This window comes from Sphingomonas sp. FARSPH (assembly GCF_003355005.1).
GTDB lineage: Bacteria > Pseudomonadota > Alphaproteobacteria > Sphingomonadales > Sphingomonadaceae > Sphingomonas.
In genome coordinates, this window is the sequence record NZ_CP029985.1 from 202,867 (window position 1) to 226,382 (window position 23,516).

At 68.9% G+C, this 23,516-nt stretch carries 27 protein-coding genes and 2 tRNA genes; 8 read left to right on the forward strand and 21 right to left on the reverse strand.

Annotated elements, in window-relative coordinates; all coding sequences use genetic code 11:
• The first annotated feature begins 99 nt into the window (after positions 1 to 99).
• The 3 genes from DM480_RS01005 to fdhD all read left to right on the forward strand — a co-directional run bounded on the left by DM480_RS01005 (position 100) and on the right by fdhD (position 3,679).
• Positions 100 to 2,391, forward strand: a complete 2,292-nt coding sequence (locus DM480_RS01005; RefSeq protein ID WP_115377162.1) for an FdhF/YdeP family oxidoreductase — start codon at positions 100 to 102, stop codon at positions 2,389 to 2,391.
• Positions 2,392 to 2,453: 62 nt separating this feature from the next.
• On the forward strand, positions 2,454 to 2,894 hold the full coding sequence (mobA, locus tag DM480_RS01010; RefSeq protein ID WP_232834066.1) for a molybdenum cofactor guanylyltransferase: 441 nt from the start codon (positions 2,454 to 2,456) through the stop codon (positions 2,892 to 2,894).
• The gene (fdhD, locus tag DM480_RS01015) at positions 2,891 to 3,679 is read left to right on the forward strand and encodes a formate dehydrogenase accessory sulfurtransferase FdhD (protein ID WP_115377163.1); all 789 of its coding nucleotides are present in this window, start codon (positions 2,891 to 2,893) and stop codon (positions 3,677 to 3,679) included. Before mobA ends, fdhD begins: the two co-directional genes overlap by 4 nt.
• A gap of 4 nt (positions 3,680 to 3,683) precedes the next feature.
• On the opposite strand, the gene DM480_RS01020 is transcribed toward fdhD, so the two are convergent.
• Entirely contained in the window at positions 3,684 to 3,989 is a 306-nt protein-coding gene (locus DM480_RS01020) for a hypothetical protein (RefSeq protein WP_115377164.1), read from the reverse strand.
• Between the two features lie 246 nt (positions 3,990 to 4,235).
• On the opposite strand from DM480_RS01020, the gene DM480_RS01025 reads away from it, so the two are divergent.
• From DM480_RS01025 to DM480_RS01035, 3 genes are read left to right on the forward strand one after another with little or no spacing between them, the layout of a single operon-like run.
• The gene (locus DM480_RS01025) at positions 4,236 to 5,891 is read left to right on the forward strand and encodes a Tad domain-containing protein (protein WP_232834067.1); all 1,656 of its coding nucleotides are present in this window, start codon (positions 4,236 to 4,238) and stop codon (positions 5,889 to 5,891) included.
• On the forward strand, positions 5,888 to 6,469 hold the full coding sequence (locus DM480_RS01030; protein ID WP_115377166.1) for a TadE/TadG family type IV pilus assembly protein: 582 nt from the start codon (positions 5,888 to 5,890) through the stop codon (positions 6,467 to 6,469). The genes DM480_RS01025 and DM480_RS01030 overlap by 4 nt, the downstream gene beginning before the upstream one ends.
• Positions 6,466 to 7,233 (forward strand): TadE/TadG family type IV pilus assembly protein, encoded by a 768-nt coding sequence (locus tag DM480_RS01035; RefSeq protein ID WP_232834068.1) that lies wholly within the window; start codon positions 6,466 to 6,468, stop codon positions 7,231 to 7,233. Before DM480_RS01030 ends, DM480_RS01035 begins: the two co-directional genes overlap by 4 nt.
• 47 nt (positions 7,234 to 7,280) lie before the next feature.
• Here DM480_RS01035 and DM480_RS01040 read toward each other — a convergent pair.
• From DM480_RS01040 to DM480_RS01055, 4 genes are all read right to left on the reverse strand, one after another.
• Positions 7,281 to 7,357: transfer RNA gene (locus tag DM480_RS01040), tRNA-Met, on the reverse strand.
• Between the two features lie 55 nt (positions 7,358 to 7,412).
• A complete protein-coding gene (locus DM480_RS01045; protein ID WP_115377168.1) occupies positions 7,413 to 7,940 on the reverse strand; it encodes a 2'-5' RNA ligase family protein in 528 nt (175 codons plus the stop codon).
• Positions 7,937 to 9,838, reverse strand: coding sequence for a potassium transporter Kup (locus DM480_RS01050; protein WP_232834170.1), 1,902 nt, complete (start codon positions 9,836 to 9,838; stop codon positions 7,937 to 7,939). The genes DM480_RS01045 and DM480_RS01050 overlap by 4 nt, the downstream gene beginning before the upstream one ends.
• A gap of 157 nt (positions 9,839 to 9,995) precedes the next feature.
• Positions 9,996 to 10,439, reverse strand: a complete 444-nt coding sequence (locus DM480_RS01055) for an Lrp/AsnC family transcriptional regulator (RefSeq protein WP_115377170.1) — start codon at positions 10,437 to 10,439, stop codon at positions 9,996 to 9,998.
• Between the two features lie 126 nt (positions 10,440 to 10,565).
• Between DM480_RS01055 and ald the strand changes: the two genes are divergently transcribed.
• Complete coding sequence (gene ald, locus DM480_RS01060) at positions 10,566 to 11,672, forward strand: alanine dehydrogenase (protein ID WP_115377171.1); 1,107 nt, start codon at positions 10,566 to 10,568, stop codon at positions 11,670 to 11,672.
• A gap of 39 nt (positions 11,673 to 11,711) precedes the next feature.
• Positions 11,712 to 11,930, forward strand: a complete 219-nt coding sequence (locus DM480_RS01065) for a DUF3072 domain-containing protein (RefSeq protein ID WP_115377172.1) — start codon at positions 11,712 to 11,714, stop codon at positions 11,928 to 11,930.
• Between the two features lie 56 nt (positions 11,931 to 11,986).
• Here the strand turns inward: DM480_RS01065 and DM480_RS01070 are convergent, their stop codons facing one another.
• The 16 genes from DM480_RS01070 to gspG form a co-directional block, all read right to left on the reverse strand.
• A complete protein-coding gene (locus DM480_RS01070) occupies positions 11,987 to 12,622 on the reverse strand; it encodes a tetratricopeptide repeat protein (protein ID WP_115377173.1) in 636 nt (211 codons plus the stop codon).
• Positions 12,622 to 13,026, reverse strand: coding sequence for a cytochrome c-type biogenesis protein (locus DM480_RS01075; protein ID WP_115377174.1), 405 nt, complete (start codon positions 13,024 to 13,026; stop codon positions 12,622 to 12,624). The genes DM480_RS01070 and DM480_RS01075 overlap by 1 nt, the downstream gene beginning before the upstream one ends.
• Complete coding sequence (locus DM480_RS01080) at positions 13,023 to 13,550, reverse strand: redoxin family protein (RefSeq protein ID WP_115377175.1); 528 nt, start codon at positions 13,548 to 13,550, stop codon at positions 13,023 to 13,025. The genes DM480_RS01075 and DM480_RS01080 overlap by 4 nt, the downstream gene beginning before the upstream one ends.
• Positions 13,547 to 15,463: a heme lyase CcmF/NrfE family subunit gene (locus DM480_RS01085; protein WP_115377176.1), complete on the reverse strand. Its 1,917-nt coding sequence runs from the start codon at positions 15,461 to 15,463 to the stop codon at positions 13,547 to 13,549. Before DM480_RS01085 ends, DM480_RS01080 begins: the two co-directional genes overlap by 4 nt.
• The gene (gene ccmE / locus DM480_RS01090; RefSeq protein ID WP_115377177.1) at positions 15,460 to 15,894 is read right to left on the reverse strand and encodes a cytochrome c maturation protein CcmE; all 435 of its coding nucleotides are present in this window, start codon (positions 15,892 to 15,894) and stop codon (positions 15,460 to 15,462) included. The genes DM480_RS01085 and ccmE overlap by 4 nt, the downstream gene beginning before the upstream one ends.
• 97 nt (positions 15,895 to 15,991) lie before the next feature.
• Positions 15,992 to 16,732: a heme ABC transporter permease CcmC gene (gene ccmC / locus DM480_RS01095; RefSeq protein WP_232834069.1), complete on the reverse strand. Its 741-nt coding sequence runs from the start codon at positions 16,730 to 16,732 to the stop codon at positions 15,992 to 15,994.
• A gap of 181 nt (positions 16,733 to 16,913) precedes the next feature.
• Complete coding sequence (locus DM480_RS01100; protein ID WP_115377178.1) at positions 16,914 to 17,966, reverse strand: Leu/Phe/Val dehydrogenase; 1,053 nt, start codon at positions 17,964 to 17,966, stop codon at positions 16,914 to 16,916.
• 101 nt (positions 17,967 to 18,067) lie between these two features.
• A tRNA-His gene (locus DM480_RS01105) sits at positions 18,068 to 18,144 on the reverse strand.
• A gap of 47 nt (positions 18,145 to 18,191) precedes the next feature.
• Positions 18,192 to 18,905 carry a type II secretion system protein N gene (gene gspN / locus DM480_RS01110; RefSeq protein WP_115377179.1) on the reverse strand — a complete coding sequence of 238 codons (714 nt, stop codon included), beginning with the start codon at positions 18,903 to 18,905 and terminating at the stop codon, positions 18,192 to 18,194.
• Positions 18,902 to 19,372, reverse strand: a complete 471-nt coding sequence (gene gspM / locus DM480_RS01115; RefSeq protein WP_115377180.1) for a type II secretion system protein GspM — start codon at positions 19,370 to 19,372, stop codon at positions 18,902 to 18,904. Before gspM ends, gspN begins: the two co-directional genes overlap by 4 nt.
• Entirely contained in the window at positions 19,369 to 20,442 is a 1,074-nt protein-coding gene (gspL, locus tag DM480_RS01120) for a type II secretion system protein GspL (RefSeq protein ID WP_115377181.1), read from the reverse strand. The genes gspM and gspL overlap by 4 nt, the downstream gene beginning before the upstream one ends.
• Positions 20,439 to 21,428, reverse strand: coding sequence for a type II secretion system minor pseudopilin GspK (gspK, locus tag DM480_RS01125; protein ID WP_115377182.1), 990 nt, complete (start codon positions 21,426 to 21,428; stop codon positions 20,439 to 20,441). The genes gspL and gspK overlap by 4 nt, the downstream gene beginning before the upstream one ends.
• Positions 21,409 to 22,095 (reverse strand): type II secretion system minor pseudopilin GspJ, encoded by a 687-nt coding sequence (gene gspJ / locus DM480_RS01130; RefSeq protein ID WP_232834070.1) that lies wholly within the window; start codon positions 22,093 to 22,095, stop codon positions 21,409 to 21,411. The genes gspK and gspJ overlap by 20 nt, the downstream gene beginning before the upstream one ends.
• Positions 22,096 to 22,193: 98 nt before the next feature.
• Positions 22,194 to 22,583, reverse strand: a complete 390-nt coding sequence (gene gspI, locus DM480_RS01135) for a type II secretion system minor pseudopilin GspI (protein ID WP_115377183.1) — start codon at positions 22,581 to 22,583, stop codon at positions 22,194 to 22,196.
• A 3-nt stretch (positions 22,584 to 22,586) separates the two neighbouring features.
• Positions 22,587 to 23,000 (reverse strand): GspH/FimT family pseudopilin, encoded by a 414-nt coding sequence (locus DM480_RS01140; RefSeq protein WP_232834171.1) that lies wholly within the window; start codon positions 22,998 to 23,000, stop codon positions 22,587 to 22,589.
• 37 nt (positions 23,001 to 23,037) lie between these two features.
• Positions 23,038 to 23,511 (reverse strand): type II secretion system major pseudopilin GspG, encoded by a 474-nt coding sequence (gene gspG / locus DM480_RS01145; protein WP_115377185.1) that lies wholly within the window; start codon positions 23,509 to 23,511, stop codon positions 23,038 to 23,040.
• Positions 23,512 to 23,516: the final 5 nt, after the last annotated feature.

The following is a 23,516-nucleotide window of genomic DNA, read 5'->3' on the forward strand; positions in this document are numbered from 1 at the left end:
CCGCCGCGCCGGGGTTCGGCTTTTTCTCGGCCGGCCGATCGATCCGCCCGCATCGAAAGCCCGGCCGCTTCGTTGCATCAGCAAGCGGAAAGGCCCAGCATGCGCAAGACCAAGGACGAGATCGACACCAGCCCCTATACCGGGCCGGCAGGCGGCTGGGGATCGATGAAGTCCCTTGCCGAGATCACTTTGCGCGAGAAGAGCCGACCCGAAATCGCGCGTGAATTGACGCGGCAGAACAAGCCGGGCGGCTTCATGTGCGTGTCCTGCGCCTGGGGCAAACCCGCGCACCCGCATATCGCCGAATTCTGCGAGAATGGCGCGAAGGCCACCGCCTGGGAACTGACCGGCTATCGCGTCACGCCCGAATTCTTCGCGCAGCACACGCTCAGCGAGTTGCGCGGCTGGAAGGATTTCGACCTGGAACAGGCCGGCCGCCTGACGCATCCACTCAAATACGATGCCTCAACCGACAAATATGTCGCGGTCGGCTGGGGCGAAGCGTTCGCCGACATCGGCGCGCAGCTCAAGGGCTTCGACCCGACCAAGGTTATATTCTACGCCTCCGGGCGCGCCAGTCTGGAAACCTCATACATGTGGGCGCTGATGGCGCGGATGTACGGCAGCCAGAACCTGCCTGACAGTTCGAATATGTGCCATGAGACGACGTCGGTCGCGCTGAAACAGGCGATCGGGTCGCCGGTGGGCACGATCCACCTGTCCGATTACGACAGCTGCGACGCGATCTTCTATTTCGGCCAGAACCCGGGCGTGAACAGCCCGCGCTTCCTCCACCCCTTGCGCGCCTGTGCGAAACGCGGCGTCGATATCGTCGTGTTCAATCCGCTGAAGGAACGCGGGCTGGAGCGGTTCACCGATCCGCAGAACCCGATCGAGATGGCGACGGGCAAGTCGACGCCAATCGCCAGCCAATATCATCAGGTGAAGGCCGGCGGCGACATCGCGGCGCTGATGGGCCTCAGCAAATACGTCATCGAGGCGGACGATGCGGCGCGTGCGGCGGGGCGGCCCGCGATCCTGGACCATGCGTTCATCGCCGAACACACCGTCCGCTTCGACGAATTCGCCGCGAAGGCGCGCGCCACCGGATGGGACGAGATCGAGCGCGAAAGCGGCCTGACCCGCGCCGAGATCGAGGAATCGGCGCGCATCTACATCAAGGCGGAACGCGTCATCTGCGTCTACGGCATGGGCCTGACGCAGCATGTCCACGGCGTCGACAACCTGCACATGTTGGTCAATTTCATGCTGTTGCGCGGCAACGTCGGCAAGCCCGGCGCGGGCTTCGGCCCGGTACGCGGGCACAGCAACGTGCAGGGCCAGCGCACCGTCGGCATCACCGAAAAGCCCGAGCTCGCGCCGCTCGACCGGCTGAAGGCGCAATATGACTTCGAGCCCCCGCGCGAAAAGGGCTGGGACACGGTCGAGGCGTGCGCGCACATCATCGACGGCACCGCGCAGGCGTTCGTCGGCCTCGGCGGCAACCTTGCCCGCGCCGTCCCCGATACCGCGCGGATCGAGCCTGCGTGGCGGCAATTGCCGCTGACCGTCAGCATCGCGACCAAACTCAACCGCACGCACCTGCTGCCGGGCAAGACCTGTTACCTGCTACCGTGCCTCGGTCGGATCGAAACGGACGAGCAGGCGGGCGGCGCGCAGGCGGTGACGATGGAGGATTCGTTCAGCCGTATCTACGGGTCGCGCGGCCGTGCGACGCCCGCCGCCGCGACGTTGCTGTCCGAACCCGCGATCGTCGCGGGCATCGCCAAGGCGCTGCTGCCCCCAAATCCCAAGGTCGACTGGGATGCCTGGGTCGCCGATTATGGCCGCGTCCGCGACGCGATCGAGGCGACCTACCCCGACAAGTTCGCGCGCTTCAACGAACGGATGTGGATTCCCGGCGGCTTCTGGAAGGGCGTGCCCGCCGCGCACCGCGAATGGCAAACGGAAAGCGGTCGCGCCGAATTCAACGTGCCGACCGCGATGAGCGCGACCGGCTTTGAGGACGCGGAAGGACGCTTCCGGCTGATGACGCTGCGCTCGAACGACCAGTTCAACACGACCGTCTACGGCTATCACGACCGCTTCCGCGGCATCAAAGGCACGCGCGACGTCGTGATGATGAACCGCGCCGACATGGCGCGACTGGGCGTCGCGGAGCATGACACGGTCGATCTCGTCGGCGATTCGGGCGACAATGGCGACAAGCGCGTCGCCGGCCTGCTCGTCGTCCCCTACGATATTCCCGAAGGCTGCCTCGGCGCCTATTATCCCGAATGCAACGTGCTGATCCCGGTCGCGCACCATGCTCAGCAGAGCGGGGTGCCCGCGGCGAAATCGGTGCCGGTGCGCGTGGAGCGGGCGTCCTGATCCTCGGCGCCATCCTCGCGGGCGGGCGGGCCAGCCGGTTCGGCAGCGACAAGGCGGCCGCGTTGGTCGATGGCCGCGCGCTGATCGATCATGTCCGCGATGCGCTGACCGGCCGCGTCGACGCGATCGTTCTCGTCGGTCGCGATGGCGGGATCGCGGATCGTCCCCTCCCCGGGCTCGGCCCGCTGGGGGGCATCGCCGGGGCGCTGCATCACGGCGCCGCGCACGGGTTCTCGGACGTTCTGACCGTGCCCTGCGACACGCCGCGTCTGCCGGCCGACCTGCTCGAAGCGCTGCTCCGCCGCTCCCCGGCCTATTGCCTCGACACGCCGGTGATCGGCATCTGGCCAACCGCGCTCGCGCGCGATCTGGAGGCGCGGCTGGCGTCGGGCGATCGGGATCGCTCGGTCCGCGGCTGGGCGCAGGCGATCGGTGCACTGCCCGTCCTCTCACGCGCACCAATCGCCAACGTCAACCGTCCCGAGGATCTGTTGGCGTTATGACGGCCCGCGGCGCGCGCGTCCGCGTACTGCACGCCGATGGTTCCACCTCCGATGCCGATCGCGCCATCGCGACCGAAGTCCCTGTTGCGATCGAGGTCGATGGCATCGGCTATGCGGTGATGATGATGACGCCGCGCGATCTGGACGCGTTCGCGACCGGCTTCATGCTCACCGAACGGCTGGTCGACCGCATCGCCGACATCGTCGCGATCGAGCCGTTCGAAACGGACGCCGGCTGGATCGTGCGGGTCTTCCTCGCCCCCGCCTGCGCCGGGCGAATCCACGACCGCATCCGCCACCGCACCAGCGACACCTCGTGTGGGCTGTGCGGAATCGCCAGCCTGGAACAGGTGCGCCGGCCCGTCGCTCGCGCCGCGCCGCCCGCTAGGGTCCGGCCCCCGGCATTGTTCGCCGCGCTGGCGGCGCTACGCGCATGGCAACCGCTCAATGCCGAAACCGGCGCGGTCCACGCCGCCGCCGCGTGCGCCGCAGACGGCGCGATCCTCGCCGCGTTCGAGGATGTCGGCCGGCATAATGCGCTCGACAAGCTGATCGGCGCGCGCGCGCGCGTCGGGGCATCCGACGCCTTCCTGCTCGTCACCTCGCGGATCAGCTTCGAGATGGTCGACAAGGCGCTGGTCGCCGGTGCGCCGTTGCTATGCGGGATTTCCGCGCCGACGACGCTGGCGGTCGATCACGCACGCGCGCATGGACTGACGCTGGTCGCGCTCGCGCGCCGCGATGCGATGCTGGTGGTCAACGATCCGCACGGCGCCTTCGCCTGATCGTTCAGTGACCCTGATCCCACAGGTGATCGACTCCTGCGCGGACGGTCGCGGCCCGCTCGCCGATCCAGTGCGTCGCCATGTGCACGTAAGCGCCGTCGAGGCAGGCGGCATCGACGACGACGAGCACCGCGAGCACCGCGACCCATAGCAGCGCCCGGTTGATCGGGTCTGGCTTCAGCCGACGTAGCTTGACCTCGCCCGTACGACGGTCGGTTTTGCGCCGTTCCGGACCCGGGTGCGCCGCGCCCGGATGCTGGCGGCGTTCCTCGCGACGGCGCTCGTGCGGGAAGTGATAGGGCTGCTGCATCGATACGCTCCGCCATCCTTCTAGACGCCATCTGGTTTCCAAATGGTTCCGGTCGGGATGAAAGGACAGGGTGCCGCCATTTACGCCCCCGTAACTATCGTCTGCGTACAGCCGGGACAGACGGGGTTTACCCGTGGAGATGCACCCCCGCGCCCGCTTATGATCCGCCCTGTCCCTACCCCCCGCTTCCATGACGTCCGTCGCTTCGCCGCCCGGCTGTGCGGGGATCGGCGCGGTAACGTCATCATGCTCAGTGCCTTCTACATCATGGTGTTGCTCGCCGTGACCGGATCGGGCGTCGACCTCGGCCGGGCCTATGCCGCCCGTACCCGGTTGCAGCATGCCTGCGATGCCGCGGTGCTGGCCGGCCGCCGCGCGATGACCAGCGGCGCGGTCGACACGACGGTCACCAACGAAGTCACCAAGTTCTTCAACTTCAATTTTCCGCAGCACACCTTCGGCACCAGCGCATTCACGCCGACGGTCAGCAGCATGCCCGGATCGAACCAGACGGTCGTGCTCAGCGCCGCATCGACATCGCCGGTCACGGTGATGAAGATCTTCGGCTTTTCCTCGCTTCCGATCGCGGTGACGTGCAACGCCAAGCAGGATTTCGTCAACACCGACATCGTGTTGGTGCTCGATACGACGGGGTCGATGGCCGACAAGGCGGTATCTACCGACACCGATCCAAAGATCGTCGCGCTGCGCAAGGCGGTGCTCGCGCTCTACGATCAACTGGCGAGCGTGCAGACGACGCTGCAGGCCGCGGGCATGCGGCTGCGCTATGGCGTCGTGCCTTATGCAAGTACGGTCAACGTCGGCAAGACGATCTACGCCACCAACCCCAATTACATGGTGAGCCAGGCGACGTACCAGACGCGCACGCAGAAGTGGGCGTATACGAGCAAGAACAGCTGCGACGGCGTGTACGGCACGTACGACAACCCCAGCGGCATCTGCGAATATTTCAGCTACGGCCCGCGATCGATCAACGTCAGCCAGTATGTCAGCGGCCAGCCGGTGCGGATCGCCGGGCGCGACGGCGATGCGAACGCGAAGGTCGGCACGTCCGACCCGTCGAAATACATCGTCTACGGCCGATACGCCTATTATGCGGGCTATACGCCGATCGCCGACGCCAAGACGACCGACCGTTACGCAACCTGGGCCGGGTGTACCGAAGAACGCACGACGACGCGCATGACGGCATCGGCGACGTCGATCGATCCGGGGGCCTACGACCTCGATATCGATCGCATCCCCAGTTCGGACGACACGCGCTGGCGCCCGTACTGGCCCGAAATCGAATATCTGCCCTATGACCGGGCGGTCAGCAGCGGCGAGTGGCGCAAGCCGCAGATCGCCTGCCCCGCGGCCGCCGCACCGATGGCGTCGTGGAACCGCTCCGACCTGTCCAACTATCTCAACACGCTGAATCCCGACGGCGGAACGTATCACGATTTCGGCATGATGTGGGGCGCCCGCTGGGCATCGTCGGGCGGTATCTTCGGATCGAACAATCCCGACACGTACAACAACATGCCCGTCAAGAAGTATATCATCTTCATGACCGACGGCCTGTTCGATACGGGATACGACAAATTGTACACGGGCTATGGCGTCGAACAGCTCGACGCGCGCGTCACCCCGGGCGGCGCTTCCTCCAACGTCAACGACCAGCTTGCCCGCCACGTCCGCCGCTTCAACCTTCTTTGCTCCAAGGCGAAGACGATGGGCTATTCGGTATGGGTGATCGGCTTTGCGCAGGGGCTGGACAGCAATCTGACGAATTGCGCGAGCAATCCGGGTCAGGCGTCGACCTCCGCCGATTCCGCCGCCCTGCTCGCGAAGTTCGTCGAGATCGGCAAGAATATCGGCGCGCTGAGGCTGACGCAGTGATACGCGCGTTCCGGATGTTGCGCGACCGGCGCGGGACGACGATCGTCGAATTCGCGATCGTCGCGCCATGCCTCGTCATGCTGCTGATCGGGATGATGGACTTGGGGCTGCGCGCCTACGTCGGCGTGCAGCTGCAGGGGGCGCTGGAACAGGCCGCGCGTCAGGTCACCGTGTCGTCCGCGACCGGTACGGCGACCATCACCGGCCTGGTCAGCCGGCAGATCCAGCGCATCCTGCCGCGCGCCACCGTCGTCGTGACGCCGTCGAACTATTATGATTTCGTGCACGTCGGAAAGCCGGAGCCGATCACCACCGACACCGCGCCGATCGGCACCTACAATGCCGGGGACTGCTTTCAGGACCTCAACGGCAATGGCGTGTGGGATGCCGATTCCGGTGGCACGGGCACCGGCGGATCGGACGACATCGTCTATTATCAGGCGACGGTGACCTATCCCAACCTGCTGCCGGTCGGCCGCCTGCTCGGCTTTTCGGGAACGACGCAGGTGACGGGCACGACGATGATGAAAAACCAGCCCTACGGCTCGCAGCCGGATCCGGCCACCATATGCACGTGATCCGCAACCTCCGCGCCCGGCGCCGGACGACCCCGACGCTGCGGTCCGACACGCGCGGGCTCGCACTCGTCGAGTTCGCCTATGCGCTCCCGCTTCTCCTGACGCTCGGGGTCGGCGGGCTCGAGACGGCGCACTTCATGCAGGCGTCGCTGCGCCTGTCGCAGATCGCGATGACCGTCGCCGACAATGCCGGGCGCGTGCGCACGTCGATCGACGAAGCCGACATCAACGAATTGATGGTCGGCGCGAAGAAGATTGGCGAACCGATCGGCTTCGCCGCGAACGGACGCATCATCCTGTCCGACCTCGAACAACGCACCAACACCACGGGCGGCCCGGGCCCGGTCACGCCGGACAATCCCAATGGCTATCGCCAGTGGATCCGCTGGCAGCGGTGCGTCGGCGCGCTCAACGCGGCCTCCAGCTACGGCGTACCGCTCGATGCGAGCGGCGCGGCCGTCACCAATCTCGACAGCCCCAACCCCGACGACGGCGCGGTCGAGACGCAATCGATGATGCTGGGGATGGGCCCCTCGTCCAACGTCATCGCCGCCTCGAGCGGAACGGCCGTCATGGTGGCGGAAGTCGCCTACACCTACCAGCCGATCACGCCGCTCCCCTTGTTTCGCGGCTGGACGATCCGGCGGTTGCAGGCCTTCAACGTGCGCCAGCGCACCGCCTATTCGCTGCGCAACGACAGCGGCCTGACAGGGACGCAGCGATCCGATTGCAGGCTGCGCGACGCGAGTGTGCCGACTATCTGATTTTTCGGTAGATTCGCGAGTGGCCTGCCGCCATCCGACGGGGCGGATGGTAGCGGAGGAGGGACTTGAACCCCCGACCCCAGGATTATGATTCCCGTGCTCTAACCAGCTGAGCTACTCCGCCGAAACCCGGCGGCTCACTCGCGAGCCGCGGCCTATATGGAGACGATGGGGGGGCGTCAAGCGAACATGTGGCGGGAAATGTTTTCCCACGGTCCGCCGCGATACCACCAGGCCGCGAGCCCTGCGATCTCGGTATCCCGCGGCGCGAAATCGCGCGACAGGCCGGCGAGCAGCAGCTTGGCGACATTGGGCTGGACCTTGTTCTGTATGGTGACGTGCGGTCGCCAGCCGCCCGCGTCCTGCGGTGTCAACAGTCCCGCGAACGCGTCGGCAAGGCCGCGACGGATCGCGACCAGTTCAGGAGACTCGATGCGGTAGGCGACGCCGCGGCCCAGCGACATCAGGCCGGCGATGCGGGCGCGCGGTGCACGGACGCCGCGCGTCTCCTGGGCCAGCCGATGCTTCAGCTCCGCCTCCACCGAAGGCGGCAGATGGTGGAACAGCGTGAGGTGCGCGGCGAGGTGGTTGCGCTCCGGCGGGAAGTGCGCGGCGCGCTGCGCGTCGAGCCAGCCCTGATCCTGGCGTCCGAACAACGCGGTGACGATGATGGGTGCGGCGACCGAGAGCGGGGGCGACGTGCTCAAATCTCCACCTGGCTGCCGAGTTCGACCACGCGGTTGGTCGGCAGGCGGAAGAATTCCATTGCGCTTTCGGCGTTGCGCAGCATCCACGAGAACAGCTTCTCGCGCCACAACATCATACCCGGTCGCTCCGACGGGAGCAGCGTCTGCCGCGACAGAAAGAAGCTCGTGTCCATCATCTTGAAGTCGGCACCGCAGGTATGCACGCGCTTCAATGCGGCGGGCACGTCGACCTCCTCCATGAAGCCATAGCGCAGTACGACGCGGTAGAAGCCCTCCCCCATCGGCTGTTCGTCGGCCCGGTCGGTCGCGGGCCAATAGGGTTGGTCGACGACCTTCACCGTCAGCAGGATCACCCGCTCGTGCAGCACCTTGTTGTGCTTCAGGTTGTGGAGCAGCGCGTGCGGCACGCCCTCCGCGCTCGACGTCATGAACACCGCGGTACCGGGTACGCGGCTGGCGGAATTGGCCGCGGAGGTGATGAACACCTTGATCGGCATCGCCGCTTCACGCAGCCGCGCCATCATCAGCGCACGCCCCTTCGACCAGGTGGTGAGCAGGGTGAAGACGATCAGGCCGATCATCAGCGGGAACCAGCCGCCATCCGGCACCTTCGTCAGATTGGCGGTGAAATAGGCGCCATCGACGAGGAAGAACAAGGCGAGCAGTGGCGCGGCGGCATAGATCGGCCAGTTCCACAGGCGCAGCAACGCGACGCCGAGCAGGCAGGAATCGATCAACATCGCCCCCGTGACCGCGATGCCGTAGGCGGAGGTGAGGTTGGACGAGGTGCGGAAGAACAGCACCAGCAGGATCACCATCGCCATCAGCATCCAGTTGATCAGCGGGATGTAGATCTGCCCCGCGGTCGCGGCACTGGTATGCTCGATGCGCAGGCGCGGCATATAACCGAGCTGGATCGCCTGCTGCGTCACCGAGAAGGCGCCCGAAATCACCGCCTGGCTGGCGATGATCGCCGCCATCGTCGCGAGGATAACGAGCGGCAGCTGCAGTTCGTCCGGTGCGAGCATGTAGAAGGGGCTTTGCAACGCCGCATATCCCTCGCGGAACAGCAACGCCCCCTGCCCCAGATAATTGCACATCAGCGCGGGCAGCACGAAGCACAGCCACGACAGGCCGATCGGCCGACGGCCGAAATGCCCCATGTCGGCGTAGAGCGCCTCCGCCCCCGTCACCGCGAGCACAACCGAGCCGAGCGCGAGGAAGGCCCGGATTGGATCGTGCGCGAAGAACCGTATCGCATGGTGCGGCGAGAAGGCGCCGAGAACCTGCGGCGTCTGCACGACGCTGAGGATGCCGAGCACCGCGATCGTCGCGAAATAGACGAGCATGATCGGCCCGAAGACGAGGCCGATGCGCGCCGTGCCGTTCTTCTGTACCCAGAACAAGGCGACGAGGATCGCGACCGCGATCGGCAGGACCAGCGGCGAGAAGGCGGGCGCGGCGATCGCCAGCCCCTCCACCGCGCCCAGCACGGTCACCGCCGGGGTGATCATCGAATCGCCGTAGAAGAGCGAGGTCGCGAACACGCCGAGCAGGATGATGCCCGCGGTCCACCTTTTGCTGCGCGTGCGACCCGAAACGAGCGCGAGGAGCGCAAGGCTGCCGCCTTCGCCCTTGTTGTCCGCGCGCATGATGATCGCGACATATTTGATCGAGACGACGATCATCATCGACCAGAACATCAGGCTGAGCACGCCCATGATGTGCATCGGGTCCAGCGCCAGCTTGTGATGGCCCGCGAACGTCTCGCGGAACGCATAGAGCGGGCTGGTGCCGATGTCGCCGAAGACGATGCCGACCGCACCCACCGCCAGCTTGAGCAAGCCGTCGCTATGATGGCGCTGCTCCAGCGCGTGATCGTGCTGCGTGCCGCGCATGTCGGGCGGCGCGGCGGGTACGGGGGCACTCATCGCGCGCGCAGCCGATCCGTGGTCGACCGCATGACGCGGTCGCAGTTCCCTACCTGTTCCATTGGCGCGCGCCTTAGCATGGGCTGAACGAACGGGGCAACGCCGCGCGCGGCGGCAGGGTCCGTCAGCCGCGCCGCACGACCTCGCGAATGACGAAATGCGACGCGAGCCGGGCGACGCCGGGCAGACGCGACAGCGTTTCGCGATGGATGCGTTCGAACGTATCGTCGCGCCGGACCTCGACGTGCAGCATGTAATCCGCCTCGCCGCTCATCAGGAAGCATTCGCGCACCTCGCGGCAATCGACGATCTCGCGCTCGAACGCGGCCATCGTCTCCTCGCGCTGGTCGCGCAGCGTGACGTTGACGAGCACGGTGCTGGGGTCGCCACGCGCCGCCTTGCTCAGGATCGCGCGATAGCCGGCGATGTAGCCCCGCTCGCGCAGCGTCGCGACGCGGCGGTGCGCGGCGCTCGGCGACAATCCAACCGCATCGCCCAATTCGGCGCTGGTCAGGTCGGAATTGCCCGCCAATTGTGTCAGGATGCGGCGGTCGAGGGCATCGAGCATGATCTGTGCGCACAAGCCTTGGTCAACAGGATGATCTCCCGATCCTGTGCGCCGGACTGGACGAGATTGCAAACCTCTCCCGCCGCCGCGGGGGTAATGCGCCAAGCACTATAAGGAGAGTGTCAGATGCGAATCGGCGTACCGAAAGAGATCAAGAACCACGAATATCGTGTCGGCCTGACTCCGCCGTCGGTGGCGGAACTGGTCGCGGCCGGCCACGACGTCGTCGTGCAGACGCAGGCGGGCGCCGGCATCGATTTCGGCGATGAGGATTATATCGCCGCCGGCGCGAGCATCCTGGGCACCGCGGCCGAGGTATTCGCCGCCGCCGACATGATCGTAAAGGTCAAGGAACCGCAGGCGAGCGAGATCGCGCTGCTCGAACCGCGCCACCTGCTGTTCACTTACCTCCACCTTGCCGCGGACAAGCCGCAGGCGGAAGGGCTGATCAAGTCGGGTGCGACGTGCATCGCCTATGAAACCGTCACCGCGGCGCGCGGCGGCCTGCCGCTGCTGAAGCCGATGAGCGAGGTCGCGGGCCGCATGTCGGTGCAGGTCGGCGCGCATTACCTCGAAAAGGAACAGGGCGGCCGCGGCGTGCTGCTGGGCGGCGTGCCGGGCGTCGCGCCGGCGAAGGTCGCGATCCTCGGCGGCGGTGTGTCGGGCGTCAATGCGGCGCAGATGGCGGTCGGCATGCGCGCCGACGTCACGATCTACGACATTTCGAACGATCGCCTGGCGGAACTCGACATGTTCTTCTCCAGCCAGATCAAGACTGCCTACGCCAGCAAGGCGGCGATCGCCTCTGCGGTGAAGAACGCGCATCTCGTCATCGGCGCGGTGCTGGTCCCGGGTGCTGCCGCGCCCAAGCTGGTCACGCGCGAGATGGTGAAGACGATGAAGCGCGGCGCGGTGATGGTCGACATCGCGATCGACCAGGGCGGCTGTTTCGAGACGAGCCACGCGACGACGCACGAGGACCCGGTGTTCGACGTCGATGGCGTCATCCATTATTGCGTCGCCAACATGCCCGGCGCGGTCGCGCGCACCAGCACCTTCGCGCTCAACAACGCGACGCTGCCCTTCGCGGTGAAGCTCGCCAACCTGGGCGCGGAAGCGGCGATGAAGGCGGATGCGCATCTCGCCAACGGCCTCAACGTCTATCACGGCAAGATCACGCACCATGCGGTCGCCGAGGCGCTGGACCTGCCGTTCGCGGGCTGGAACGGATAAGGAACACGGGGGTTGGGGTCTTTCGAAAGGAAGACCCCAATGTCGACGACCGAAAACCCCAAAGACCATCCGACCGGCAATGCGGAGAAGGATCCCGACGACTGGACGACCGGCGACGAGCCGATGACCGGCGCGCAGGCGAGCTACCTCAAGACGCTGAGCGAGGAAGCCGGCGAGCCGTTCGACGACGGCCTGACCAAGGCGGAGGCATCGAAGCGCATCGACGCGTTGCAGGACAAGACCGGGCGCGGCCGGTAAATCTTCCCTACCCGCCCTCGGGCTATCCCCTCCCGCCCGTGGGAGGGGAGCACGGGTTACCGCCCCGTCCGGTCGCGCATCGCGATCATCCGGTCGAGCAGCATCAGCCGTACCGCGATGTCCGGTCGATACGACGCGTTGGGGGGCGTCAGCGCCAGGGCACGCCGCCAATATTGCTGCGCAGCGTCGAAATTTTCCTCGCGGATGTAGGCGAGCCCCAGGAAGAACGGGGGCGCCGGATGCCGCGGCGACAGGCGCATCGCCTGCTGGAAGGCGAACAGCGCGGGCGGAGACACGCGATCGCCGTCATGCGTCGCCAGCGCGCTGCCCAGCGCGGTCCACAGCATCAGGCTTTCGGGCACATGGTTGATGCCGCCCAGGATCACGCGCACCGCGGCGCGCGGATCGCCCGTGCGGCTCATCGCATCGGCCGCGACCAGATACGCCCCATCTGCGGTATATTGGCCGAGCATACGGTTGCGCAGGTCGATCATGGCCAGATCGTCGGGCCGGATCGCCGCACTCGCCGTGGCGGGACGGGCGGCGAGCATCGGTCGCCCCTGCCAAGCATAGCCTGCCGCCCCGAGCATCGCCGCCGCGCCGATCGCGCTCCACAGCAGCCGCGGCACGCGCAGTGCTGCGACCGCCGCCGCCCCGATCGCGGCAAGCACCAGCAGCGTGACCCAGCCCATCAGCGCATCCTCCGGCGGAAGCTGACCCGTGCGACCGCCACGCCCACGACCAGCAACGCGATCGGCGCGAACCACAGGGGCCATGTCGCACCGTTCAGCGGCGGGTCGTAGGTGACGTAATCGCCATAGCGCGCGACCAGCCAGCGCCGGATCGCCTGCGGGCTCTCCCCAGCGGCGATCCGCTGGCGGACGAGCGCGCGCATGTCGCCCGCGATGCTCGCGTCGCTGTCGGCGATCGACTGCCCCTGACAGACGAGACAGCGCAGCGTCTCCATCAATCGCTGCGCCTGCGCCTCGCGCAACGGGTCGCGCAGCTGCGTATTGGCAAGCGCGGCGGGCGGCGTCGACGGATCGGCGAGCGCGGGCGCCGCCACCATGGCAAGCGCGAACAGCCAGCGCCTCATCGCGCGCCCTTCACCGCGGCGGCGATCGCGTCGATGTCCTCCGCGCGGATATCGCCGACATGCTGGAGGACGATGCGCCCCTGCCCGTCGACCACGAACGTCTCCGGCACGCCCGATGAGCCCAGCGCGAGCTGCACAGAACTCTGCCGGTCGTCGCCGATCCGCGCATAGGGATCGCCGTTGCGGCGCAGGAAGGCGGTCAGCGCAGGCGCGGTGTCGCGGATCGCGACCGCATCGACCGGGATGCCCATCGCCTTCAGCCGCATCAGCTGCGGCGCCTCTGCGGCGCACGGGATGCACCAGCTGGCGAAGATGTTGAGCAGCCGCGGTTCGCCGCGATGGAAATCGGCGCTCGACACGCCCGGCTTGCCCAGCGCAAGCGGCGGCAGGCGGAAATCCGGAAGCGATTTGCCGACCAGCTGCGAGCGTACGGTGCGGTCCGCCGGCTTGATCAGCCCGAGCGCGGCGATGCCGAACAGGAAGGAAAAGGCGGCAAGCGGCAGCCACAGCATCACGCGCTTCATGCCCAATACTCCCGCATCCGCACCCGCCGCTCGCGCCGCCAGCGGCCGACCAGCGACAGCATGCCGCCCAGCGCGACCAGTGCGCCGCCCAGCCAGATCAGCGTCACGAACGGCTTCCACCACAGCCGCAGCTGCCACCGCCCCTCGCCATCCGGCCGGCCGAGCACGGTGTAGAGCTGCCCGTCCCAGAAGGTCGCGATCGCGCTTTCACTGGTCGTCGTCGTCGGTGTCGCGAAGAAGCGCGATTGCGGACGCAGCACGGTCAGGTCGTCGTCGCGCGTCGCGGACAGCCGCGCCTCCAGCGCCGACCAACCCTCGCCGATCACCGGCTTGATCCCGTCGAGCCGCACGGTGAACGGACCGACCCGCGCCGGCTGGCCGACACGGACCGCGAGCAGCGTCTCCTTCGTGAAGGCGCTGTCCGATGCCATGCCCGCCAGGCTGACGGCGATGCCAAGGTGCGCAACGACCATGCCCCAGGTGAACAGCGGCGTGCGCAGCGGATGCCGGCCGATGATCGGCAACACGCTTCCCACCGCCAGCCCCGCCGCGAGCGCCAGGCCGATCGTCGGCAGCACCGGCATCGGCCCGAAGGCGACGAGCGCGGCGGCGGCGAAGCACGTCGCCGCGATCGGCCACGTCATCCGGCCGGTCAGCTGCCCCGCATCGTCGCGTCGCCAGCGGACCAGCGGCCCCACCGCCATGACGACGACGAGCGCGAGCGCGATCGGCCCCGCCGCCTTGTTGAAGAACGGCGGCCCGACCGACAGCTGGACGCCGAAGCTCGCCGCGACGAGCGGGTAGAGCGTGCCGATCAGCACGATGCCGAGGATGACGGAGAGGAGCAGGTTGTTGACGACGAGCCCGCCCTCGCGGCTGACGGGTTCGAACGTCGTGCCCGCGCGCACCGCGCCGATCCGCGCACCGAACAGCGCTAGCGCACCGCCGATGTAAAGCGCGAGCAGGACGAGGATGAACGCGCCGCGCCGCGGGTCGACGGCAAAGGCGTGGACGCTGGTCAGGATCCCCGACCGGACAAGGAAGGTGCCGATCATCGACATCGAAAAGGCGACGACCGAAAGCATCACCGTCCACGCGCGCAGCCCATCGCGCGCCGCCAGCACGCTGACCGAATGGAGCAAGGCGGTCGCCGCGAGCCACGGCATTAGCGACGCGTTCTCCACCGGGTCCCAGAACCACCAGCCGCCCCAGCCGAGCTCGTAATAGGCCCAGTAGCTGCCCGCGGTGATGCCGATCGTCAGGAACACCCACGCCGCCAGCACCCAGGGGCGCATCGCGCGCGCGAAGGCGGGGCCGACCTCACCCGTCACCAGCGCGCCGACTGCGAAGGAAAAGGCGACCGAAATGCCGACATAGCCGATGTAGAGCGTCGGCGGGTGGAAGGCGAGACCGGGATCCTGGAGCAGCGGGTTGAGGCCCAGCCCGTCGCGCGGCGCCGGGCTGACCCGGTCGAACGGGTTCGAGGAAAAGAGCAGGAAGGCGTAGAAACCGAGCGCCAGCGCCGCCTGCGCGCCCAGCGTCGCGACCAGCGTGCGCGCGTCCAGCCGGCGTTCCAGCACCGCCACCGCGCCGCCGGCCAGGCCGAGGATGGTGACCCAGAGCAGCATTGACCCTTCGTGATTGCCCCATGCGCCCGCGAACTTGTAGATCCACGGCTTGGCCGCCGCGCTGTTCTCGACGACGACGCGCACCGACATGTCGGAGGCGAGGAACACCGCGATCAGCGCCGCCATCGCGATCGCCGCGAAGCTGCCCTGCAGGATCGCGACGGGGCGGACGCCGGCGATGACCTCCGCCTGCCCGCGGCGCACCGCCGCGGCGGCGAGCAGCAGCTGGACCGCCGCGAGCGCCGCGGCGAACCAGAGCGCGGCCAGGCCCGCCTCCGCGATCATTGCTCCAGTGTCTTCGTTTCGTGCATCGCGCCCGCGACCTCGGGCGGCATGTATTTCTCGTCATGCTTGGCGAGCAGGTTGGTCGCGGTGAAGCTGCCGTCGGGGTTGAAATGCCCCTCCGCGACGACGCCGGAGCGTTCGCGGAACAGGTCGGGCGCGATGCCCTTGAACGTCACCGGCGTCGTCGCCTGCCCGTCGCCGACGACGAAGCGGACCGTGACCCCGTCTGCCGCGCGGGCGATCGATCCCGCCTGCACCATCCCGCCCAGCCGCACATCGCGGCCGAGCGGCAGGCCGTCGCGACGCGCGTCGGACGGAGAATAGAAGAAGCTCGCCTGATCCTTCAACGCCGACAGTGCGAGCAGCCCCGCCGCGACGACCGCGCCGAGCGCGAGCAGCACGAGCGTCAGCCGCTGGTTCTTGGGCGTCACTTCTCGGCCCGCCGCATCGCGATCCAGCTGATGAGCGTCAGCGCGCCCGCCCCGCCCAGCGCGACGACATAGGCGGCGACGACGAACGGCCAGGGGTTCATACGCGCACCATCCGCCGCATCCGCGCTTCCGCCTTGGTCCGGGCGAGCTCGGCGCGCATCCGCATCAGCACGATGCCCGCGAACAGCAATGTCGCGCCCGCGCCGGTGAAACCCAGCGGCCACAGGATGCTGGCGTCGATGCTCGACCGCGTCAGGCCGATCGACGGCCCTTGGTGCAGCGTGTTCCACCACACCACCGAATAGCGGATGACCGGCAACAGCACGGTGCCGCCGATGCCATAAAGCGCAGGGATGCGCCCGTCGCCGCCCCGCTCCGCGTCCGCGCGCGCCAGCGCCATATAGCCGCAATAGACGAAGAACAGCAGCAGCATCGACGTCAGCCGCCCGTCCCACTGCCACCACGTCCCCCAGGTCGGCCGCCCCCAGATCGATCCGGTGACGAGGCAGATGGCGACGAACACCGCACCAGGCAACGCGATCGCGCGCGCCGCGACCTGCGCGAGCGGATGGCGCCAGATCAGGAAGGCCGCGCTGGCGATGGCGAGCCCGGTCCACCCGCCCATCCCCAGCCATGCGGCGGGGACATGGATGTAGAGGATGCGCACCGTCTCGCCCTGCAGATAGTCGGCCGGCGTCCGCGTCAGCCCCGCCCAGCAGCCGATCGCGATCAGCGCGATGCCCGTCAGCGTCAGCACCGGCGTCAGCGGCCGGGCGATCCGCAGGAAGCGCGCAGGATTGGCAAGGGCGTGGAGGCTCGGCACGGTGGCGCCGGTCATAGGAGGGAAAGCCGTGGCCGCCAAGCGGGGTAAGCGGCGAGTCTCGCCGACCAAAAACCGTCCCGTCACCCCGGCCGAAGAGCCGGGGTCCCGCTTCTGCTTCGTCCACAGGCGTAAAAAAGCGGGCCCCCGGGTCAAGCCCCAGGTGACGATCTTGGGGGTCGAGAGGTTGCCCCCCGTCTCACCCCCGCCCGATCAGCCGCTGCGCGATCGTGTCGGCGACTTCGGCGGCGGGGCGGCCGGTGCGGTCGCTTTCGTCCCACACTTCGTTGAGGCGAGCCGGGATCTTGTCGATCCGCGCCATCACCTCGGCCTCGTCGCCCTGGCCGAGATATTCGAGCCCGACGTTGATGATGCCGCCCGCGTTGATGACGTAATCGGGGGCGTAGAGGATGCCGCGTTCGTGCAGGCGGTCGTAATCCTCGCGCGTCGCGAGCTGGTTGTTTGCGCCGCCCGCGACGACCTTCGCGGTCAGCGTCGGGATCGTCGCCTCGGTCAGGATCGCGCCGAGCGCATTGGGGCTGAAGATGTCCGCCTCGACGCCCAGGATCGTCCCCGCCGCGACCGCCTCGCCGCCCAGTTCCGCCGCCAGCGCTTGCGCGCGCGCCGCGTCGACATCGGCGAGCGTCAGCTTCGCGCCGTCCTGCGCCAGCAGGCGGGCAAGCCCGCCGCCGACCGAGCCGACGCCCTGGATCGCGACGTGCACGCCCTTCATGTCAGTAGCGCCGAGCCCGCGCTGCGCCGCCGCCTTGACGCCCAGATAGACGCCGTGCGCGGTGTACGGCCCCGGGTCGCCCCCCGCCGCGCCGGTTTCGACCGGCAGGCCAGAGACGTATCGCGTCTCGCCCGCGATCACCTTCATCCGCGCTTCCGACATGCCGACGTCCTCGGCGGTGACGTAGCGGCCGCCGAGCGATTCGACTGCGCGGCCGAATGCCTTGAGCTGCGCCTCGCTGATCACCGCGCCGGGCTTGTCGGCGAGGATCACGCCCTTGCCGCCGCCGAGCGCCAGGTTCGCCATCGCATTCTTGAAGCTCATGCCGCGCGACAGGCGCAGCGCGTCGGTCACCGCCTGGTCGCCGGCCGCATAATGCCAGAAGCGCGCGCCGCCCGCCGCCGGTCCGAGATGCGTCGAATGGATCGCGACGACCGCGCGCAGGCCCGATTCGGGATCGGTGAAGGCGTGGACGCCCTCGTGATTGTCGAAATCGGGAAGATCCCACACCGAGGTCATGGCCTGCTCCGCTGAACAATGTTGTTGCGAGGCGCGGTAATATTCTTTCCCGACGATTTTGGCCAGCCCCGATCAGCGGGGCATTGCGGCAACGGGGAAAGTGGGGCGACCGACGGGACTTGAACCCGCAACTTCCGGCATCACAAGCCGGCGCTCTAACCAATTGAACTACGGTCGCCGCGAAGGCCCGTGCCCCTACGAGGGAGGCGACGGTTCGTCAAGCTATCAGAAGCGCCCCTCGATCGAAAGGCGATAACCGCTGCCCGACGGCGTGAAGCCCGCCGCCGCCAGACGTTCGGCCGCCGCAGGGTCGGACGGCGCGATGCGCATCTGCGCCGTGTAGCGCCCCGCGCCCGTGATGCGCAGGTCGACCGCCTCCGTCCCCGCCTGGCTGGCGAGCGGCAGCAGCAGCTGCGTGCCGTCGCAGCGCGCATTGCCCGACAGCTGCGTCGGCAACGGCACGCCGCCCGCATCGCCGACCAGCGTCGCGCGCACGCGCCCCTCGGCGGTGTCGCACGCGTCGTCGACGAACCGGATCGTCACATCCTCGAGGATCAGCGACGTGACCGGCAGCGGCGCGAAGACGCGGCCCGTCGGCAAGGTCGCGGTAACGTCGTCCAGCCCGCGGCGGTGGCGGCTGATCGTGATCGCACCGCGGATCGACCCGGCATCGTCCGACAGGCCGATCCGCGCCCGCCCGACGAGCAGCGCGAAGGGCGACAGGCCGGCATGCAGCGTGCCGAGCGCGAGATCGCCGAACCGCGCCTCCACCAGGCGCCCGTCCCACACCGATCCGCCGACGCTGCGCGCGCTGATCCCCTGATCGCCGAGCCCGATCCAGCCGAGCGCGAGCCGCATCGGCAGGAAGACGAGCAGCGCCGCCGCCAGCATCGCGCCGAACAGCGCGGCAGGGCCGGTGCTTAGGCGCAGCCGCCTCACGACGCGCGCGCCCGCACGACGAGGTCGGCGGCGACGCTGCCGTCGCCATTGTCGTGCCATGTCGCGCTGTCGACCAGGATGCCGCCACCCTCCAGCCCCGCGACCCAGCGCGACAGCGCGGCGGGGCGCGCTGCCTGGATCGTCGCATGGACGCGGCCCCCGCCGCGCTCGTCGAGCGAGGCGAGGACGAAACCCGCGCTCTCCGCCTGCGCGCGCAGCGCGTCGGCGAGGCTGCCGGTCAACGGCACGCGGCGGCCCGCGCCGCGGATCGCGTCGACCGCGCTTTCGGTGGTGGCGAGGCGGACGACGGCATCCGCATGCCGCTCACGCGCGCTCGACAGGCCGTCGCGCACCGGACGGACGATACCCGCCCAGACGAGCGTCAGGGCGGTAAGACCGAGCATGACGAGGATCAGCCGCTTCTCGCGCAGCGAGCGACCGTCGAACCAGGTGCGAAGCGCGCTCATCGCCGGGTCACCGTCATCTCTCCCGTCACGCGGCCGTTGGCCGACTGGAACACGCCCGCATTCACCGTGAAGCCCGCGCGTTCGAGCGCGCGCTTGAGGTCCGTGGGCAACGACTCGCGCGCCGCGGCGACCGACAGGCGCAGGTCGCCGTTCGGCTGGAAATCGAGCCCGGTCAGTTCCGTCCCCGGCGTCGCGCGGATGGCGGCATAGACCGCCGCCGCGGTGGTGGTGAAGCCCAGCCCCGGCCCGCGCACGTTGCTCAGCCGCTCGCTCAGCTGGCGGTCGACGTCGGTGACGGTCTCGCCGCGTGCGAGGCCGGTGCGCCCCAGCGCCTCCGCCCGCGCCTCCAGCGCGTCCGCGCCGAAACTGTATTTGGCGAGGCGGACGAGATCGATACCGAGCGTGACGAGGAGGATCGCCGCCGCCATCACGCCTAGCCGGCGGACGTGCGCCCAATCGATGCCGATCCGCCGCCGGCGCGCGAATGGCCCCTGCCGAAGGTCGAGCGGCATCGCCGCGACCGCGGCCGCCAACGCCGCGTCCAGCGCCGCGCCCTCGATCGTCGCGACCGGCGCGTCGCCGACGACGAGCCGGGTCAGCAGGGGATCGTCGGCAAATCCGCTCGACCGCCCGCGCACGAGAGGCGCGCCGGCGATCGTCCCCCGCATATAGCCTTCGTCGGGGCGCGGCAGCAGCAGCGCGGCGGGGATCATCGCGACGGGATCGATGCCGTGCACGGCCAAATCGGCGAGCCATCCCGCCATCGTGCCGCGATCGACCACCGCGATCGCGCGGTCGCCCTCCCCGTCCGGCCCCACCGCGACGTGCAGTTCGGCGACGGGCGCCGCGCTCGCCTCCGCCACGAGCAGCCGCGCCGCCGCCACCGCCTGCGCCGTGGAGCGCGCGGGCAGATCCGCCCAGTGCAGCGCGACCGCCTCCGCCGGCGCAACCGCGACGATCGCATCCTCCGCGGCGGGCATGCCCTCGCCGACATCGATGGCGCCGTCACCGGCGAGACGCAGCCAGCGCCAGCGGAGATCGATCGTGGGAAGGAAGAGCAAGGTCGTCATAGGTCATCGCCCCATTGCCGCGAGACGAGCCGCACGGGAAGCCGCGTCGCGTCGATCAGCGCCTTTTCCTTGAGATCCGCCTGCCCGCGCGTCACGTCGATGCCGAGCGCGAACCAGCGGCTCTTCATCGCGAACTGACCGCGATTGGCGCTGACCACGCCATTGCCCGATGCGAGGTTCAGGAACGCCTCCGCGCTGGCGAAACCCTGCGGCGGGCGGCGCAGGATCATCGATCGCGCCGCCTCGATCGACAGCGTGTCGGGAAACAGCATCGCGACTAGCGGCGCCTGTTCGGGGGTCAGCGTGTTGACGTTGAGCGTCGCCGCCTCCGCCTTGGGCAGGGTGCATAGCCACGGGCGCAGCCGCGCATAGGTGTCGGGCGTGACGCCGTTCACCGCGCGCAGCTCGCTCGGGTCCGCCATCAGCGTGCCGGCGGTGCGATAGGGGATTTCGCGCGACAGATAGACCTGATCCTCCGCGCCGCCGGGCAGCGTATCCTGATCGCTGTCGATCCAGTCGGTCGCCGCCGCGGCGATCCCCTCCGCCGCCTGTCCCGGCACGCCGACCAGCCGCATCAGCCGGACGAACTGCACGCGCTGCTCGAAATATTGCGTATAGGTGCCGGGCGTCGGGCCGGGCCGCACCAGACTGTTGAGGTTGAAGCAATTGCCGCCATCGGTGACGCGCGCCACCGCGGTACCACCGCCGGGCAGCGGCAAGGCGATCGGCCGGTCGCTCCACCCGCCCGCCAGCGTCACGCGGTCCCCCGCCTGGGCGAGGAGGTCGGTGACGCGCGTCGTCGCCAGCACTTCGGCCGCGCGGGCGAAGGCACGCGCCTGCTCGCCGTCCGCGGCATTGCCCGCAAGCCGCGTCGACAGGCGCAGATGCTCCAGCGCCGCGCCCGCCATCACCGCGATCACCGCGACCAGCATCAGGACGGTGAGCAGGGCGGCTCCCCGCTCGCGCTCAGGCGGGCGGCGGCGCATTGGACCCGGCTCCGCTGGGGAGACCTCCGTTGGGCGGGGCGAGCGGCGGCAGGTAGCCGGTACCGACCAGCGCGACGATGCGCAGCGCGCTGCCGTCGGTCCGCCGCACGACGAGCTCGGCCGCCTGCGGCAGGGGCGCGCCCTGCGTCCCGTCCCACCGGTCGCCCCACGCCCCGCGGATGCGATAGCGCGCCGCGACGCCCGCCACGCCGGACAGCAGCACGACGGGGGGCAGCGGCGCGGCGCCATCGATCATCGGATAGGCAATGCGCACCAGCGCGCCGTCCTCGACGCCATACACCACCTTCTGCAGGCTGGCGCGGGGCGCGGCGTCGATATTGGCCCAGCCCGCGCGCACGAAGCGCAGCTGGCCGTCCGCGCCGCCGGTGAAGGCGGGCAGCGTCTGCCCCGCTTCGTCACGCGCGGGCCGGTCGATCGCCTGTCCCAGGTCGGCGGAAACCAGCGCGATCGTCCGGTTCCGGGCGAAAATGTCGTCGAGTCGCGTCGCGGTCGCCCCCTGTGCGCGCACGCTGAACGACAGGATCGCGACGCCCGCCGCCGCGATCATGCCGAAGATCAGCAGCGCGATCATCACCTCGACCAGCGTGAAGCCGTGTTCGGCGTAACGCCTCAGGGGCGTGAAGCCGTGTTCGGCGTAACGCCTCACGGGCGTGAAGCCATGTTCGGCGTAACGCCTCACGGGCGTGAAGGCCGCCTCCACACCGGTTGGGGTGCCGGGGTTTCGACGCGCGATCGGCCGCTCCCTCACGGCTGCGTATCCGGCGGTCGCACGATCGTCGCGCGCCCGATCGGCGCGCCGCGACGGTCGGCGACCGCAACGTCGATGCGCACGATACTGGCATTGCCCGTCGGCCGCACGTCGCGCACCCAGGTCCAGGCACGGCCGCCGTTCGTCTCCACGCCGCTGCTGCGCCCCAAAGTCGGCATGCGCGCCTCCGTCGCCGCCTCGATCGCGACGTTGCGCGCGACGAGGTTGGCGATCATCGTATCGTCCAGGATCGTCGCGCCGCGCACCGTCGCGTTTTCCAGCCGCACCAGCGCGAGCACCGCCAGGCTGAACACCGCCAGCGCGACCATGATCTCGATCAGCGTGAAGCCCGCCTCGCGGAGGGGTAGGGCGGCGGGCGTCCGCATCGGTCAGCCGGCGACCCGCACGCTGCCGTCCGCCGCCATGTCGACGACGGCGCGCGCCGTTCCGCGGGTCAGCACGACCTGCGCCGGCCGGTCGGCGAGCCCGGTGGGATCGAACGTCACGCGCAGCCGGCCGCCGCTCGCACCATCGATGCGCGCCGCGGTGCCGTCGTCCCAGCGCGTGACGCGCAGCGGCTTGTCCGCCATCGGCGTCCATGCACCCGCGACGCGACGGTCGAAGCCATAGCCCCCCGGCGTGATCCAAAGGCTGACGCTGCGCCCCTCGACGATCGCGGCATCGTGCGCGGCGCGCGCGCGCAGGCCGAACCGCGCCGCCTCGTCCGCGACGCGCCCACGCGAATCGGGCATCACGTAGATCGCCACCGCCGCCGCCAGCGCGATTACGACGACGACGACCATCAGCTCCACGAGGGTAAAGCCTCGCTGGCGGACCGCGTTACTGCCAGGAGCCGATGTCGGCATCGATCCCCTCGCCGCCTTCCTTGCCGTCCGCTCCATAGGTCCACACGTCCGCCTCGCCATGCTTGCCGGGCGAGGCATAGAGGTACGGGCGGCCCCACGGATCGTTCGGCAGCTTCTTCAGATATCCGCCGCGCTGGTAGCGCGATGCATCCGCCCCCGCAGGCGCGGTGACCAGCGCCTGCAGCCCCTGGCTCGTCGTCGGGAAGGTCGACATCTGCAGCCTGTACAGCTCCAGCCCGCCCTCGATCTGCGCGATGTCCGCCTTCGCCTTCTCGACGCGCGCCTTGTCGCCCGACGGCAGCACGTTGAGCGCGACGATCGTCGCGAGCAGGCCGATGATGACGATGACGACCATGAGTTCGACCAGCGTGAAGCCGTGTTCGGCGGAACGCCTAAGGGGGGTGAAGCCGGCTTCGCGCTTGCGGCGCTTCCTGGGATCTGGACGCATATTAC

Bases quoted from the DNA above. Each gene is read 5' to 3' on its own strand.
- DM480_RS01005 (WP_115377162.1), top strand. From the start codon at position 100: ATGCGCAAGACCAAGGACGAGATCGACACCAGCCCCTATACCGGGCCG.
- DM480_RS01025 (WP_232834067.1), top strand. From the start codon at position 4,236: ATGCTCAGTGCCTTCTACATCATGGTGTTGCTCGCCGTGACCGGATCG.
- DM480_RS01050 (WP_232834170.1), bottom strand. From the start codon at position 9,838: ATGCGCGGCACGCAGCACGATCACGCGCTGGAGCAGCGCCATCATAGC.
- DM480_RS01065 (WP_115377172.1), top strand. From the start codon at position 11,712: ATGTCGACGACCGAAAACCCCAAAGACCATCCGACCGGCAATGCGGAG.
- gspL (WP_115377181.1), bottom strand. From the start codon at position 20,442: ATGACGACCTTGCTCTTCCTTCCCACGATCGATCTCCGCTGGCGCTGG.
- DM480_RS01085 (WP_115377176.1), bottom strand. From the start codon at position 15,463: ATGATCGCGGAGGCGGGCCTGGCCGCGCTCTGGTTCGCCGCGGCGCTC.
- DM480_RS01020 (WP_115377164.1), bottom strand. From the start codon at position 3,989: ATGCAGCAGCCCTATCACTTCCCGCACGAGCGCCGTCGCGAGGAACGC.
- DM480_RS01140 (WP_232834171.1), bottom strand. From the start codon at position 23,000: ATGGTCGTCGTCGTCGTAATCGCGCTGGCGGCGGCGGTGGCGATCTAC.
- ald (WP_115377171.1), top strand. From the start codon at position 10,566: ATGCGAATCGGCGTACCGAAAGAGATCAAGAACCACGAATATCGTGTC.
- DM480_RS01080 (WP_115377175.1), bottom strand. From the start codon at position 13,550: ATGAAGCGCGTGATGCTGTGGCTGCCGCTTGCCGCCTTTTCCTTCCTG.
- DM480_RS01075 (WP_115377174.1), bottom strand. From the start codon at position 13,026: ATGAGGCGCTGGCTGTTCGCGCTTGCCATGGTGGCGGCGCCCGCGCTC.
- DM480_RS01055 (WP_115377170.1), bottom strand. From the start codon at position 10,439: ATGCTCGATGCCCTCGACCGCCGCATCCTGACACAATTGGCGGGCAAT.
- DM480_RS01100 (WP_115377178.1), bottom strand. From the start codon at position 17,966: ATGACCTCGGTGTGGGATCTTCCCGATTTCGACAATCACGAGGGCGTC.
- gspG (WP_115377185.1), bottom strand. From the start codon at position 23,511: ATGCGTCCAGATCCCAGGAAGCGCCGCAAGCGCGAAGCCGGCTTCACC.
- fdhD (WP_115377163.1), top strand. From the start codon at position 2,891: ATGACGGCCCGCGGCGCGCGCGTCCGCGTACTGCACGCCGATGGTTCC.
- gspK (WP_115377182.1), bottom strand. From the start codon at position 21,428: ATGCGCCGCCGCCCGCCTGAGCGCGAGCGGGGAGCCGCCCTGCTCACC.
- gspI (WP_115377183.1), bottom strand. From the start codon at position 22,583: ATGCGGACGCCCGCCGCCCTACCCCTCCGCGAGGCGGGCTTCACGCTG.
- DM480_RS01070 (WP_115377173.1), bottom strand. From the start codon at position 12,622: ATGGGCTGGGTCACGCTGCTGGTGCTTGCCGCGATCGGGGCGGCGGCG.
- ccmC (WP_232834069.1), bottom strand. From the start codon at position 16,732: ATGACCGGCGCCACCGTGCCGAGCCTCCACGCCCTTGCCAATCCTGCG.
- gspM (WP_115377180.1), bottom strand. From the start codon at position 19,372: ATGAGCGCGCTTCGCACCTGGTTCGACGGTCGCTCGCTGCGCGAGAAG.